Below are 14,143 nucleotides of genomic sequence, written 5' to 3' on the forward strand. Positions count from 1 at the left end.
TACCGTTATAGAACTCGGACGATGGGTCGCCGAATCCACCCAGGAGGAGCAGCCAGTCATGACCGTCCGCCCGAACGCATCCGTCGACGTCGTGCGTCGCAACATCGAGGCGGTCCAGAACGGCGGCGATTTCGCCGTATTCGACGAGATCTTCGCCGACGACTTCACCGACCACACCCCGCAGCAGGGCGTCCCCGCGGACAAGGACGGCGTCCGAGCCCTGTACACCGGACTGCGCACCGCCTTTCCCGACTTCCATGCCGAAATCCATTGGCAAGCAGTCGAAGACGACAAGGTCACGACGTTCAAGACCTACCACGGAACCCACCGTGGCGAATTCCTCGGCGTCCCAGGCACTGGCCTGCCCGTCCAATTCGACACGATCGACGTGTTTCGTGTTCGCGACGGGCGACTGACCGACCACTGGGGAATCGCCGATCTGCTCACCGTCCTGATCCAACTTGGCCGGCTCTCGGCTGACACTGCCCTCTGATCGAATGGCAGCCCGCGCGTGAGACCGAAACTGCGCGCGCGCCTCACTGCGCGTGGTTATATAACGATCGACACAGAATAAACGAGCGAAGGGAGTGTCGATGACGGGCAGCCTGGACGACAAGGTGGCCATGGTGACCGGCGGATCGCGCGGCATTGGCGCCGCCATCGCCGTTCGTCTCGCGAGCGAGGGCGCCGACGTCGCATACACCCAGACGCGGGCGCCGGAAGAGGTCGAACCGACACGCGACGCGATCGAGCGACTCGGCCGCCGCGCATTGTGCGTTCAAGCCGACCATGGGATCCCGGCGGATTCCGAGGCCGCAGTTCAGCAAGTCGTCGACCACTTCGGCCGAATCGACATCCTGGTAAACGTCGCCGGCGTATTCGTCACGGGATCCATCGACGACCCCGATCGAGACCAGCCGAGCTTCGATCGCCAGCTTGCGATCAACCTGGGCGGTGTCGTGTCGACCACGCGAGCCGCGGTGCCCGCCCTGTCCGACGGCGGGCGCATCGTCTCGATCGCCACCGCCGGTGCACACGCAACCCGCACGCCCGCAGCGGGACTCGCCGACTACATGGCGTCCAAGTCAGCCGTCGTCGCCTACAGCAAGGGCTGGGCGCGCGACCTCGGGCACCGTCGCATCACCGTCAACGTCGTGCAGCCCGGACCCATCGAGTCCGACATGGTGCCTGCGGGCAGCGAACTGGCCGAGAACATGGCCGCCCTGACGATCCTCGGGCGCATCGGCACCACCCAGGACGTCGCGGCCGCGGTGGCCTACCTCGTGGGACCGGAAGCCGGCTTCGTCACCGCGACGAGTCTGACGGTCGACGGCGGACTCCAAGCGCTGTGACGACTAGGCCGGGTCAGTGCGACGGCCAGCCGCTCATGGTGGCCGCGGCAACGGCCCGCAATTGCGGCCGGGTGGCGCCATCCCTGGCGCGGGTCGACAGTCCGTTGATGACCACGATCAGGTATTCCGCGAGCGTGCGGGGATCGACCGACGGCGGGAGGTCGCCGTCGTCGACCGCCCGTCTGAGCCGTGCTTCGATGACCTTGCGGCCATCGTTGCGTCGCTCGGAGAGAAGTGGATCGGAGTTGACCAGACATCCCCGGGGACTGCCCCTGCGGGTGCAGTCGACGATTGCGGCGTCGAGCAGGCGCTCGGCGAAGGCGTGGGCGGTCGCCTCGGACAGCGCCAGTGTCAACGGCGTTTGCGGCCGAGCCGCATAGAGGTCGACCGCTTCGTCGTACAGTTCGCGCTTGCTGCCGAAGGCGGCGTACAGACTCGGCGACGAGATGCCCATGGCGTCGGTGAGCTGGCTCAACGACGTCCGCTCGTAGCCGCCGTTCTCCCAGAACGCGCGCATCGCCGCCTCGAGCGCGCGAGCTCTGTCGAATTCCCGTGGCCGGGCCATCCGCTGATCGTAGCGGGGTGGGGCCCTGCTACTGCGATCCCGCCAAATCCATCTCGGGCGGGGTGTTGCCGGCGATCGGTTGGGAGATCAAGCTGTGTCCCGTCAGGGGGCCGCCGAACGAGTGCAGCAGCCCGCCGGCGTCGTTGCGACCCAGGTCGATTGGCTCGAACCCGAACTGCGTTGCGAGAGCGCTGATCCGAGCGTTGGCGTCGGCCTCGTTACCCGAGATGAACGCAACGCGTCGGCCCTCCTTGGACTCGCCAGGGTCGCGAGCGAGCACCTTGGCCCAGGTGTTCCCGAAGGCCTTCACCACCCGGGCGTTGACCGCCCATTCGGCGACGAGGTCCGAGGACGCTCGCCCGCCCAGATCCGCAGGAGAGAAGTCCGTGTAGTCGATGGCGTTCGTGGCGTCGACGATGATCCGACGGTTCCAGTCCGGTATTGCCGACACCAGTCCCTGGACCGCCTCGAACGGGACGGCGAGGATGACGACGTCCGCGGCCAAGGCCTCCGACACCTCGGCCGGGACGACCTTCTCCCCCAGCCGCTCTCGGAGCGGCGCCACGGCGTCCGGCCCCTTCGACGTGGCAACCGCCACCTCGATCTCGGTGCGGGCGAATTGGCTCGCGATAGCGGTGCCGATGGCGCCCGATCCGATGACGGCGTATTCCATGTCGTCTCCCTCGTGCTCCGGCGTCAGCCGAAGTCGTCGATTCTGTATCGACCGACATATAATCACGACTGGCCGCGGAATGCGAGGCGCATCAGGTGAGATGGCGCCTACGGTGCTCGGTCGGTGCGCTCATCCGGTGACCATGCGGATCAGCTTCTTGTTGACGAACTCCTCCAACCCGACCCGGCCCAGTTCGCGACCGATCCCCGAGCGCTTCACGCCACCGAACGGCAATTCGGCACCCTCGGCGAAGACCCCGTTGACGTAGACCATTCCGGCATCGATCTGGTCGGCCATACGAAGGGCTTGTTCGGGGTCGGTGGAGAATACGAAGGAACCGAGACCGAACGGGGTGTCGTTGGCCACGGCAAGAGCCTCGGACTCGGACGCCACGCGGTACACCGAGGCGACGGGACCGAAGAACTCCTCGCGGTAAGCGTCGGCCTCGGCGGGAATGTCGGCCAGCACGGTGGGGGTGAAACCGTTGCCGATGCGTTCACCGGCCAGCACCCGCTGTGCCCCCTGCTCGGCGGCGCGGGTCAGCTGGTCCTCGAGCCGATCGGCCGCCGCGGTCGACGACAGCGGCCCCAGTGCGGTGGCCTCGTCGGTGGGGTCACCGGGACGGAACTGCTTCAGCGCCTCGGTGAAGCGCTCCATGAACGCGTCGTACAGCTCGTCGACGACGATGAAACGCTTGGCGGCGTTGCATGATTGACCGCCATTGTCCATGCGGGCGTTGACGGCGCACTCCACGACGTGGTCGAGGTCGTCGGTGGACATGACGATGAACGGATCCGACCCTCCCAGTTCCAAGAGAACCTTCTTGAGGTGCCGGCCGGCAACCTCGGCGACCGCGGCGCCGGCCCGCTCCGATCCGGTCAACGAGACCCCCTGCACCCGTGGATCGGCGATCAGACCGGCGATCTGCTCGTTGCTCGCGTAGACGTTGGTGAGGACGCCGGCCGGGACACCCGCGTCGGCGAAGAGCTCGGCGATGGCGGCCGCCGAGTGCGGGCACTGCGGCGCGTGCTTGAGCAGCATGGGGTTGCCGATGACCAGGTTGGCGCCGGCAAATCGGGCGACCTGGTAGTAGGGGAAGTTCCACGGCATGATGCCCAGGATCGTGCCCAAGGGGCTGCGGCGCAGGATCGCGGTTCCGGTGCCGCCGCGCAGCACGAGCGGTTCGTCGGCCATGGCGTCGGCGGCGACCTCGGCGAAGTATTGGTAGATGTCGACGCAGAAGTCGACCTCGCCGCGGGCCTGTTCGATCGGCTTGCCCATCTCCTCGACGATGATGGCCGCGAGCGTCTCCTTGCGTTCGGCGTGTAGGTCGGCGATGCGGCGTAGGACGTCGGCTCGATGGCTGACCGACGTGGTCGCGCCCCAGGCGCGGCCGGGGCCGGCGGCGGCGTTCAGTGCGGCCTCGAGTGCCTCGTCGGTGTCGGTGGGCTGACGCGACACCACCTCGCCGGTAGCGGGATTGACGACGGCGTAGAGGGTGTCGGACATGGGGTTGCCTTTCGGAGGGATCGGTTGTGGTGAACGGAAGTGGTTAGCGGCCGGCGATGGCGTTGGCGGCCAGGGCCAGTCGTGACGTGCGAGAGTGCGTCGAGCGTCCCTCGAGGTGATCGGCGACGGTGTAGGTGCGGTACAGCGCGTTGGCACCGATCCACCGCAGGGGTTCGGGCTCCCACTTGCGCGGCATGCGCCGCACCCAGGCTGCGGCGGTGGGCTGGCGTCCGGTGATCAGGTCGGCAACCGTGTGGCCGGCGAGGTGGGCTGCGGTGAGCCCCTGCCCGGCGTAACCGCCGACGCGGATGACGCCCGGCTGGGAGTCGGCGTCGACGAAGGGCGACCAGTCACGCAGGACGCCGAGCACACCGCACCACGCGTGGGCAGCAGTGAGGGACACGTCGGGGAACAGTTCGGTCAGAGTGGCCAACAGCTGGCCGACGGTGTGGGCGTCGACGCGCCCGTCGTCGTCGAAGGCCGACCCGAAGCGGTAGGGCTTGCCCCGTCCGCCCAGCGCAATGCGACCGTCAGGAGTGCGTTGACCGTAGAAGTAGGTGTGCGCGCTGCCGGACAACCCGTCCGCGTGCTGCCAACCGACTCGTTCCCACTGCTCGTCGCTGAGCGGCTCGGTGACCAGCATCGAACTGTTGAGCGGCAGCAGGTTTCGCCGATACCCCGGCTGCGACGCGGTGTACCCCTCGGTGGCGACGACGACCCGCCGCCGGACTCGCACGGTGTAGCCGCGTACCCGCAGCATCCCGGCGGTGACGGTGTCGACCGGCGAGTCGGTGTAGACCGCGACGCCGCCGTCGACGACGTGCTGCGCCAGCCCGAAGAGCATCTTCACCGGGTCGACGCAGTAGTTGTCCGGGGTGTGTACGGCACCGGTGAGCCCGGCGACGCGGACGCGTTGGTAGGCCTGCTCACCGCTCAGCGCGCGCAGCTGCTCTTCGCCGACACCCCAGGACCGGTTGTAGGCGACGTAGTCGTCGAGACGCCGCTGCTGACTGGCCGAGCGGGCGACCTGCAGCGCACCGCCGTGGCGGGCGTCGATCGTCTTTGCGCCGAGGACGTCGACCACGTCGTGCATCGAGCGACGCAGCGCGCGTTCGACGTCGACGACGGACTCCCGGCCCCCGGCCCGGGCCAGCACCCGCCGCACGCCAACGGGTTTCGCACTGAGCCAGCCGCAGTTGCGACCTGAGGCGCCGTACCCGATCCGATGAGCGTCGAATACGGCGACCGACGTGCTGGGGTCGAGTTGGTGCAGCGCCCATGCCGTCCACAGCCCCGTCAGGCCGGCTCCGACGATCGCGACGTCGACGTCGAGATCGGCGTCGAGGGACGAGGTTGGGGGCGCCACGATGCCGTCGCGCGCCATCCAAAAGGAGAGGTGACCGTTGTGCAAGGGAAGCTCCGTGACGGTGGGAGGTGCGGTGGGTCTCGCGGTGGTACTCAGCCGCCGTACCGCAGCGTCGGGCACCCCGTGGCGCCGGTCTGCAGGACGAACAAGTCACCGGCGTGGGGGTAGGCCTCGACCTCGCCGGGTTCTAGGTAACCGCGCGAGGTGGTCACGTAGAGGTCCGTCAGGTCGGCACCGCCGAACGCCGCGCAGGTGACGTCCTTGGCGGGAATCGTGATCTGCGACAACAGGACACCGTCGGACCGGTATCGGCGTATGCCGTGCCCGGACCACAGGGCCAACCACAGGGTGTCCTCGGCGTCGACGATCAACCCGTCGGGCACACCGTCCTGCTCGTCGATGCTGAACAGGACCGTGCCGCTGGTGGCGGTGCCGTCGGCGGGGTCGTAGTCGAACACCATGACGTCCTGGGTTCCGCTGTCCACGTAGAACATTTGCCGCCCGTCGAGGCTCCATGCGACACCGTTGGACTCGGTCACCTCGGGAAGCAGGACGCGGACCGCCCCGTCGGGCGCGAGGCTGTACAGCGAAGCGGCCCCGGTGGTCCGTTCGGTAGTGGACGTACCCGCCACGAACCGGCCGGCCGGATCGCACGCACCGTCGTTGAAGAAGTGCGCCGACGTCATGCCAGGAGGCACGATCGGATCGTCGCGGGTTTCTCCGGTGGCGTCGGCGAGGACGAAGCCGGCGTCGGTGCCGAGAACGACGCCGCCGTTGTTGCGCAAGCCGACACAGCCCACCGACGCCCCCACCACCGCCACCGTGGACTGACCGTCCTCGGGGTTGAAGCGGTGCAGTTCCCCCCGGTCGATGTCGACGAACACCAGTGTGCCGGTTCGTTCGTCCCACACCGGGCGCTCACCGAGCGAGGCCTGGGTGGGGGCGGCCACGTGCCAGCCGCCCTGCCGATCGTCGTCGAGGGACGTCGCTGAGTCAGTCATGACAGTGCCTTTCGTCGTGGTGTCTGGTTCACAGGCTCGGGGGGCTGATGATCCACAGCACTCGGGCGGCGTCGTCGCCGATGTTGGTCACGCCGTGCGTGGAACTACTGCGGTATTCGATCGAATCGTCGACGTTGAGTTCGTATTCCGTGCCGTCGAGAGACAGCCTGACCGTGCCGGCCAACACCAGCAGGAGTTCCTGAGAGTCGCCGTGAGTGTGGCTGTCGCTGCCGATGGTGCCGCCCGGTGCCATCGCGCCCTCCAACACCTCGAGGTTCTGCAGCGGGCGTCGCGTCAGCATGAACTTGGTGGCACCCGACGCGGTCTTGATCTGGGGCCGTTCCTCCTTGCGCAGGACGCGGTGATGGCTTGCCGGTTCGTCGGAGAACAGATCGGCCACCGACAGGCCCATCGCCTTGCCGATCATGCTGAGCGTGGGCACGCTGGCGCCGCACACTCCACGCTCGAGCTGGCTGAGGAAGCTCACACTCACCTCGGCGAACTCGGCCACTTGGCGCTGAGTCAATTTGCGTCCCAATCGAAATTGTTTGATGCGGGCGCCGAGTTCGACACTCCCCGAGCCCTCCGCGGTCACGTCTTCCGTACTAGTCATGTCACTTCATTTCAGTTACAGTACAGCAGCTGGTCAATACGCAGTGCGAATACTACTCCATTTGAAGTGGCAGGAGACGCCCGAAATGCACCCTGAGGACTCCTCGACGGAATCGACGCTCCCACCGGATGAGGACACCGAGATCCGTGGCACGGAGGGCAAGCTTGGCTGGTTCGACGGGTTCTCCATGGCGATGTCGATTCCCAACGGCATCGTCACCAGCCTGGGTTTCTGCATCGCCGCCGTGGGCGCCCTGCCCGCGATGATCTTCTGGGCCGCCTCCAGCGTCCTCGGGTTCCTGCAGACCTTCCTGTACGCCGAGATGGCGTTGATGTTCCCGAAGGAGTCCGGTGGCATCGCCGTCTACGCCAATCAGGCGTGGCGCCGGCACAGTTCGTTCGTCGGACCGTTGGCCACCTTCGGCTACTGGATCGGATGGTCGCTCACCTTGGGAGTGGTCGGTGAAACTCTGGGCGGCTTGATCCAATCCGAATGGCTCAGCTCGGTCGAGTGGTCAGCACACGTAGGGCCCCTGACCCTCGAAATCCCGCAGGTGATCGCCATCGTGGCCATCTTGATCAGCTGGGTGGCGAACATCTTGGGCATTCGGGTCGCAGCCGCGATCAACAGGGTCATCGCGGTGGCCTTCATCGTCTTCGTCGCCATGGTGATCCTGGCGCCGTTCGTCGCCGGCGGCTGGCAGGCGTCTAACCTGACCTCGCACATCGGCGAGCATCCCTTCATCACCGCGATGGTGTGGCTGTACGCCGCCGCGTGGACGGTGTACGGCACCGAGATCTCCGCCACCTTCGCACCCGAATACCGCAACGTGCGCCGGGACAGCTTTCGCGCCATGAAATACAGTGCAGCACTGGTCTTTGCGGTGTACCTAATCACCCCGATCGCCGCCGCGGGCGTCCTCGGCGAGCAGACCATCAGCGACAACCCCATCACCTACACCGTGCTGCTCGTCGAGCGTGCCTTCGGCAGCTGGCTGACCAACATCCTCATCATCGTCGTGGTCGCGGCCCTGTTGCTGTCGATGATCGCCGCCAGCGCCGACGGCGGTCGGGCGGTGTACGGCATCGCGCGACAGGGGTTGACGTTGCGGCAGTTCGAGCGGCTGAACCGATTCGGTGAGCCCGCCCGCGCGCTGACCGTCGACATGGCCGTCAACATCCTGGTCGTGCTCGTCGTGTCCAGCCCACTGGCAATCCTGTTGGCCGCCAACCTCGGATACATGGTGTGCACGATCTTCGCGGTGTCCGGCTACCTACTGCTGCGTCGTGACCGCCCGGAATGGCCGCGGCCAATCAAGCTGCGGTCGGCATGGAAGCTGGTCGCGTGGTTCGTGCTGATCGTCGACGTGGTGATCACCGTCGTCGGCGCCACCCACCCCGAGGAGGCCGGCTACGGCTCCATTCGCAACACCGTCATCGCGCTGTGTGTGCTGGCACTGTCCATGGTCTTCTACGTCGCCCGTCGCGTCGGACAGGACAAGCTGCCGCTGAGGTGGCGGGATCGCGAAGGCGAAGACGACCGGCCGCAGGTTGCGGCCTGAGCGACGACGGGCCTTGAGGCACAGCGACACTCGTTCGACCCGTCCTGCCGGGCACCCGGCGGTGCAGTGCTCAGTCGACGAGGCGTAAGTGGGGTTTTCAATCCGAGCTTCCCCCGACATCTCCTTGACGATCCGGCTCGGTCCGCGGTCCGAAGCCCTCGGGTGACTCGAATGCCGTCGCGTGCTTGCCGATGTGCGACTCGGCCCGCATCCGGTCGACCATGTGCGGATAGTGCAGCTCGAATGCCGGTCGCTCCGAACGGATCCGGGGCAGTTCGGTGAAGTTGTGCCGCGGTGGCGGGCAACTCGTCGCCCACTCCAGGGAGTTGCCATAGCCCCACGGGTCGTCCACCACCACTGGCTCGCCGTACCGCCAGCTCTTGAACACGTTCCACACGAAGGGCAGCATGGAGATCCCGAGGGTGAAGGCTCCGATCGTGGAAACGATGTTCAGCCAGGTGAATTCGTCGCTGGGCAAGTAGTCCGCGTAGCGGCGCGGCATGCCCTCGTCGCCCAGCCAGTGCTGCACCAGGAATGTCGTGTGGAAGCCGATGAACGTCAACCAGAAGTGCAGCTTGCCCAGGCGCTCGTCGAGCATGCGCCCGGTCATCTTTGGGAACCAGAAGTAGATGCCCGCGTAGGTGGCGAACACGATGGTGCCAAACAGCACGTAGTGAAAGTGCGCGACGACGAAGTACGAGTCGGTCACGTGGAAGTCCAGTGGCGGGCTGGCCAGCAGCACGCCGGACAATCCGCCCAACAGGAACGTGACGAGGAAGCCGACCGAGAACAGCATCGGTGTCTCGAAGGTCAACTGGCCCTTCCACATCGTGCCGATCCAGTTGAAGAACTTGATGCCCGTCGGGACGGCGATCAGGAACGTCGTGAACGAGAAGAAGGGCAGTAGCACCGCGCCCGTGGCGTACATGTGATGGGCCCAGACAACCACCGACAGGGCTCCGATCCCGATGGTCGCGTACACCAGGAGCGCATAGCCGAATAGCGGTTTTCGCGAGAAGACCGGGATGATCTCGGTGACGATGCCGAAGAACGGCAGCGCGATGATGTACACCTCGGGGTGGCCGAAGAACCAGAACAGATGCTGCCAAAGGATGGCGCCACCGTTGGACGCGTCGAAGACGTGGGCGCCGAGGTGACGGTCGGCTTCCAGGCCGAATAGCGCCGCGGTGAGCAAGGGGAACGCCAGCAGCACCAGGATCGAGGTCACCAGGATGTTCCAGGTGAAGATCGGCATCCGGAACATGGTCATTCCGGGGGCGCGCATGCAGACCACCGTGGTGATCATGTTGACGCCGCCGAGAATAGTGCCAAGGCCGGCGACGATTAGGCCCATCACCCACAGATCGGCGCCCGGCCCCGGGTGGCGGACGATGTCGCTCAGCGGGGTGTAGGCGGTCCAGCCGAAGTCGGCGGCGCCACCGGGGGTGATGAAACCGGCGATGGCGATCAGCGCACCGAACAGGAACAGCCAGTAGGAGAACGCATTGAGCCGCGGGAAGGCGACGTCGGGCGCGCCGATCTGCAGCGGCAGCACGAGGTTGGCGAAGCCGAACACGATCGGGGTCGCGTAGAACAACAGCATCACCGTGCCGTGCATCGTGAACAGCTGGTTGTACTGCTCGTTGCTCAGGAACTGCAGGCCGGGCAGGGCCAGTTCGGCGCGCATGAACAGCGCCATCAGTCCACCAACGAAGAAGAAGACCGTGCCGTGCATCGTGAACAGCTGGTTGTACTGCTCGTTGCTCAGGAACTGCAGGCCGGGCAGGGCCAGTTCGGCGCGCATGAACAGCGCCATCAGTCCACCAACGAAGAAGAAGACGAAGCACGTGACGACGTACATGATGCCGATCAGCTTGTGATCGGTGGTGGTCACCAGCTTGTAGATCAGGTTGCCCCTGGGGCCCATCCGCGCCGGAAACGGACGCCAGACCTGGAGCTCCTCGACCTTGGGTGCCTCGATGGCCATCTTCTCGTCCCTCAAGCTCGCGCGGCGTGTCCGCCGCAACTGGCACCCGGCGACCCGCCGAGCGCCGCACGCTTACCCCGACTCGCGGAGCCAAACCGTCGATTCTGGGAAGTCGAGCCACTCCGTTGATTGGCCGGGCAACCGGCGGCGGGATTTGCGCTTTCCGGACAGTCCGCTCTGATCGTGCGCGTCGTGACCTATTCGGGGCCGCGTAGCGGAGCCATGATGCGTGCTCGCGAGCCTGAAATCGACCGCCAGGCGGTGGTCTGGACGAAAGCCGCTGGTGCATCAACAGAATGGGGATGTTCGAAGCGTTGGCGACCAGCGCGGTAGGAAGGGGTAGGCAGTGACCTGTGACGACACCATCGGAGTGAACGCACCGCCGCTCGCGGGTCGGCCGCAGTGGCCGGGATCCGCCGAGGCGCATCACTTGGAGGCGGTGCTCGAACTAGTCGAGGGCTGGCAGCAGCGAGGCCACGATGATCTCGATGTGGCGCTGAAGCAGGTGAATGACGCCAATGTCCACGTGGTGCCCGGCGCCCGGTCCGCCGGTATCACCGTGGTGGATGCCTCTGGCATCATCACCACTCTCGGTGCCACCAGTGAGGATGCTCGCCGACTCGACGACGCGCAGCGCGCCACCGGCGAGGGTCCGTGTCTGTCGGCGGCATGGGAGCAACACACCGTGCACATCGAGGACTTCGCGACCGAGCGGCGGTGGCCCCGGTTCTGCGATACCGCATCGGACCAGACGTCGGTGCGGTCGGTGCTGTCGTTTCACCTCTTCACCGACAAGGACACCGTGGCGGCGTTGAATTTTCACGCCCGATCATCGGGAGTGTTCGACCAGGATTCCGTCGAGGCGGGACTGCTGGTCGCCGCCCACACCATGGTGGCCTGGAAACTGGTGAGCCGAGAACGTCAATTCCGGAGTGCGCTGGCCAACCGTGATGCCATCGGCCAGGCCAAGGGGATGCTCATGGAACGCTTCGGCATCGACGCCTTCGCCGCGTTCGAGTTGCTCAAACGCCTGTCGCAGGACACCAACACCAAACTCAGTGTCGTCGCCGAGAAGGTCGTGGCCGCTGATCAACCGCCGGTCGACCGTTGGCCCCGCAGTCGGCGTCGACCACCTCTCGGCGGAGTGTGACGATGGTTGGGGCAGGGCGCTGAGCAGCTTCGTGACGGGCATCATCTGCGCAACGTCTGGTGCGGACTTTCCCCGTACTGCAGACGATAGGCGGTGGCGAATCGACCCAGGTGGCCGAACCCCAACCGCGCGGCCACCTGCCCCACGGTCGTCGTCAGCCGGTTTCCGGTCATCAGCTCGAGACGGACGTGGTGCAGCCGAGCTTGGCGCAGGTATTCCATGGGTGTGCAATCGCGGTGCTTGCGGAACATGTACTGCAAGGCACGCGGGGAGACGTATACCGCTCGTGCGATGTCGGTCAGCGAGATGTCGTCGGCGGCGTTGTCGTCGATGAAGCTGATGGCTCGCCGAAGGAGCACCGGGGTGCTGTCGTGACGGTCTTCGATGGTGAGTTCGAGCAGCGCGGTGGTGGGAAAGCATGCCAGCATGCTTGCGGCCAAGTAGCGGGACACCGACCCGGCTACCAACGAACTCCGGTCGATGACGACGGCGACGAAGTGACCGGCACGAATCTCTCCGCTGAAGGGAACTCCCTCGCGGGCCGATCACGGCCACCGTGCCCGGGCGGGCAACCTCGAGTTCGCCACCGGGCTGTCGATGAAACATCGATCCGGACTTCACCCACACCAGTGGCGGGTGGGGCGCCGGGTCGCCTTGGGAGCCGAAGTCGTAGCCGTATTCGATCTCGTCGAACGCCAACGAACCGAGAGTCGAGCGGGTCATGTGGGTATGGGTCGGTAGGTTCGACGTGGCTCCGATGTGCATCCTGGAGTAACTGGCACTGAGGACCGCCTCGGCCTCACCGACATCGTAAGTGTCCAGCAAAACGGCGTTCATCTCGACGACCCCTAGTTCACCCGAGCGCAACGGCACCGACAGCCATCCTGCCCCTGACGACCTCGACGTGCACCCGTCAAGACCGCCTACGTCTGATCAACCTCGAAGTCGCTGGGCTTCCACGAGCCGTCGAAGGCGGCTTGGTCGGGACCGTAGATGCGGAAGTAGGCAAACCAACCTCTTCCCGGTGTGGTCTTTATCCACGAGCCTTCTCGTCCGGTGGGTGGCTGTGGGCCGAAGTAGAGGTCAGCGGATGACCCTGAGAGCGAGCTCAATTCGAACAGCGAACGCAACGCTGCCTTGCCTTGGTCCGTCTGTATCTGACTGCGGGTTTCGGCGTCGTAGACAGTGATCGACCAGAAGAGCTTGGCGGGCACGGGCAGCGGCACGGTGAGTTTGTAGGTGTTGCCGCCGTCCAAATAAGAACCCGCGTCATCCTTCAACCCCAGCCAGTAGAGCGAGCCGGCACCGGCATCGCGGCGAAACATCGACGGTGAGGTGGCGATGGCTTGGAAGAACCACTTGTCGATGGCATAGGTGTCGCGATAGTTGGGCGTGTCGAAGTCGCCGTTTTCGAATCGCAGTGCAGCCCATTGCCATTGGAGGCCATCCCATACGACGCGGTCAGGTCTGCGGTCGGCGAAGGATTCCACCCGCATCTGCGCGCAGGCTCTGCCAGCAGCCTGTACGAGGATGCGGCTCAATCGGTCGTCCGGATCGAACGGCTCACCCTTGGCGATGCCCAGCGCAGCAAGATCGCCGTACTGGGCGGGGCTGTCGTCGAGTGGCGGCTCAGTCTGAACCACGCCGTGGAGGACTTCCCAAAATCCGAGGTCCCGCTCGTAGCGGTGCGGTGTCGTGTCCTGCGGCGCGGGGGTCATGTCGAACCAGGTCGGCTCCGCCCACTCCGGGGCGGGATTCATCGGATACACCTTGGTGTTCTCGAGCCGCTCGATGGCCGCGGGTACGTCGCCGTGCTCGGGAAGTGAGCGAAGGCCGACGATCACCCGGTAAGAACCAGATGCACCGACGTGGTAGCCGGATGGCACCTCCGCCTCATACCCAGGGGGCAGCAGCAAGTGCCTTCCGCCCTTGCCCGCGTCGGGTCCCGGAATGCCCAGGTCCTGTATCCACCGCTGATGAATGTCCATTGCCGCGCCGATGAACGGGCCAGCGGGGAGCTCGACCACCATCGGGCCGTTGCGCAGGTCCAACAACACACCGCCGTACGGGGTGTCGGAATTGAGCGTGAAGCCGACGTGGCGCGGTTGAGTGTCCATGTATCCGAAGGTCGTGTTCGGCTGCGCGCCCGCATCCACGGTGCCGTCGAAGATGGCTGCGCCAGAGACGGTCCGGTAGAAGAACCGATACGACGCGATGGCCCGGTTGAGGTCGACATCGTCGAACGCCTGCCCCACCGTGTCGGGTGTCGGGTAGCCGCCATCGAAGTCGACCCGCTGTTCAGCACGTGAAGTCATGGGCCCATCTTCTCGAAGTCGACCGCGGGCACGCCCGAAATCGCCGATTCG

General features: G+C 65.9%; 13 protein-coding genes. 4 read left to right on the forward strand and 9 right to left on the reverse strand.

Annotated features, from left to right (window positions below):
• The first annotated feature begins 58 nt into the window (after positions 1-58).
• Positions 59-493: an ester cyclase gene (locus tag H7K45_RS08235; protein WP_263995299.1), complete on the forward strand. Its 435-nt coding sequence runs from the start codon at positions 59-61 to the stop codon at positions 491-493.
• A 100-nt stretch (positions 494-593) separates the two neighbouring features.
• Positions 594-1,352 (forward strand): SDR family NAD(P)-dependent oxidoreductase, encoded by a 759-nt coding sequence (locus tag H7K45_RS08240; protein ID WP_263995300.1) that lies wholly within the window; start codon positions 594-596, stop codon positions 1,350-1,352.
• 13 nt (positions 1,353-1,365) lie between these two features.
• On the opposite strand, the gene H7K45_RS08245 is transcribed toward H7K45_RS08240, so the two are convergent.
• The 6 genes from H7K45_RS08245 to H7K45_RS08270 all read right to left on the reverse strand — a co-directional run bounded on the left by H7K45_RS08245 (position 1,366) and on the right by H7K45_RS08270 (position 7,079).
• Positions 1,366-1,917: a TetR/AcrR family transcriptional regulator gene (locus H7K45_RS08245; protein ID WP_263995301.1), complete on the reverse strand. Its 552-nt coding sequence runs from the start codon at positions 1,915-1,917 to the stop codon at positions 1,366-1,368.
• Between the two features lie 28 nt (positions 1,918-1,945).
• Positions 1,946-2,590: an NADPH-dependent F420 reductase gene (locus H7K45_RS08250; protein ID WP_263995302.1), complete on the reverse strand. Its 645-nt coding sequence runs from the start codon at positions 2,588-2,590 to the stop codon at positions 1,946-1,948.
• 129 nt (positions 2,591-2,719) lie between these two features.
• Positions 2,720-4,099, reverse strand: a complete 1,380-nt coding sequence (locus tag H7K45_RS08255; RefSeq protein ID WP_263995303.1) for an NAD-dependent succinate-semialdehyde dehydrogenase — start codon at positions 4,097-4,099, stop codon at positions 2,720-2,722.
• A gap of 43 nt (positions 4,100-4,142) precedes the next feature.
• Positions 4,143-5,510, reverse strand: coding sequence for an NAD(P)/FAD-dependent oxidoreductase (locus H7K45_RS08260; RefSeq protein WP_263995304.1), 1,368 nt, complete (start codon positions 5,508-5,510; stop codon positions 4,143-4,145).
• A 47-nt stretch (positions 5,511-5,557) separates the two neighbouring features.
• Positions 5,558-6,466 (reverse strand): SMP-30/gluconolactonase/LRE family protein, encoded by a 909-nt coding sequence (locus H7K45_RS08265; RefSeq protein WP_263995305.1) that lies wholly within the window; start codon positions 6,464-6,466, stop codon positions 5,558-5,560.
• A gap of 28 nt (positions 6,467-6,494) precedes the next feature.
• A complete protein-coding gene (locus tag H7K45_RS08270; protein ID WP_263995306.1) occupies positions 6,495-7,079 on the reverse strand; it encodes a helix-turn-helix domain-containing protein in 585 nt (194 codons plus the stop codon).
• A gap of 85 nt (positions 7,080-7,164) precedes the next feature.
• Between H7K45_RS08270 and H7K45_RS08275 the strand changes: the two genes are divergently transcribed.
• Positions 7,165-8,640 (forward strand): APC family permease, encoded by a 1,476-nt coding sequence (locus H7K45_RS08275; RefSeq protein WP_263995307.1) that lies wholly within the window; start codon positions 7,165-7,167, stop codon positions 8,638-8,640.
• Positions 8,641-8,737: 97 nt separating this feature from the next.
• On the opposite strand, the gene ctaD is transcribed toward H7K45_RS08275, so the two are convergent.
• Positions 8,738-10,627: an aa3-type cytochrome oxidase subunit I gene (gene ctaD / locus H7K45_RS08280; protein ID WP_372512517.1), complete on the reverse strand. Its 1,890-nt coding sequence runs from the start codon at positions 10,625-10,627 to the stop codon at positions 8,738-8,740.
• A gap of 346 nt (positions 10,628-10,973) precedes the next feature.
• Here ctaD and H7K45_RS08290 point away from each other — a divergent pair, with 346 nt between their 5' ends.
• Positions 10,974-11,777, forward strand: a complete 804-nt coding sequence (locus H7K45_RS08290; RefSeq protein ID WP_263995308.1) for a GAF and ANTAR domain-containing protein — start codon at positions 10,974-10,976, stop codon at positions 11,775-11,777.
• A gap of 41 nt (positions 11,778-11,818) precedes the next feature.
• On the opposite strand, the gene H7K45_RS08295 is transcribed toward H7K45_RS08290, so the two are convergent.
• Together H7K45_RS08295 and H7K45_RS08300 are read right to left on the reverse strand one after the other, a co-directional pair.
• Complete coding sequence (locus tag H7K45_RS08295) at positions 11,819-12,229, reverse strand: helix-turn-helix transcriptional regulator (RefSeq protein ID WP_263995309.1); 411 nt, start codon at positions 12,227-12,229, stop codon at positions 11,819-11,821.
• A 471-nt stretch (positions 12,230-12,700) separates the two neighbouring features.
• Positions 12,701-14,092: a DUF1254 domain-containing protein gene (locus H7K45_RS08300; RefSeq protein WP_263995310.1), complete on the reverse strand. Its 1,392-nt coding sequence runs from the start codon at positions 14,090-14,092 to the stop codon at positions 12,701-12,703.
• Between the last annotated feature and the right edge of the window lie 51 nt (positions 14,093-14,143).

The sequence above is a fragment of the Mycobacterium yunnanensis genome, assembly GCF_025823185.1.
Taxonomy (GTDB): domain Bacteria; phylum Actinomycetota; class Actinomycetes; order Mycobacteriales; family Mycobacteriaceae; genus Mycobacterium; species Mycobacterium yunnanensis.

What these genes read in the sequence shown, in the direction of transcription:
- H7K45_RS08255 (WP_263995303.1), bottom strand. Translation starts at nt 4,099, where the DNA reads ATGTCCGACACCCTCTACGCCGTCGTCAATCCCGCTACCGGCGAGGTG.
- ctaD (WP_372512517.1), bottom strand. Translation starts at nt 10,627, where the DNA reads ATGGCCATCGAGGCACCCAAGGTCGAGGAGCTCCAGGTCTGGCGTCCG.
- H7K45_RS08300 (WP_263995310.1), bottom strand. Translation starts at nt 14,092, where the DNA reads ATGACTTCACGTGCTGAACAGCGGGTCGACTTCGATGGCGGCTACCCG.
- H7K45_RS08270 (WP_263995306.1), bottom strand. Translation starts at nt 7,079, where the DNA reads ATGACTAGTACGGAAGACGTGACCGCGGAGGGCTCGGGGAGTGTCGAA.
- H7K45_RS08275 (WP_263995307.1), top strand. Translation starts at nt 7,165, where the DNA reads ATGCACCCTGAGGACTCCTCGACGGAATCGACGCTCCCACCGGATGAG.
- H7K45_RS08245 (WP_263995301.1), bottom strand. Translation starts at nt 1,917, where the DNA reads ATGGCCCGGCCACGGGAATTCGACAGAGCTCGCGCGCTCGAGGCGGCG.
- H7K45_RS08235 (WP_263995299.1), top strand. Translation starts at nt 59, where the DNA reads ATGACCGTCCGCCCGAACGCATCCGTCGACGTCGTGCGTCGCAACATC.
- H7K45_RS08250 (WP_263995302.1), bottom strand. Translation starts at nt 2,590, where the DNA reads ATGGAATACGCCGTCATCGGATCGGGCGCCATCGGCACCGCTATCGCG.
- H7K45_RS08240 (WP_263995300.1), top strand. Translation starts at nt 594, where the DNA reads ATGACGGGCAGCCTGGACGACAAGGTGGCCATGGTGACCGGCGGATCG.
- H7K45_RS08265 (WP_263995305.1), bottom strand. Translation starts at nt 6,466, where the DNA reads ATGACTGACTCAGCGACGTCCCTCGACGACGATCGGCAGGGCGGCTGG.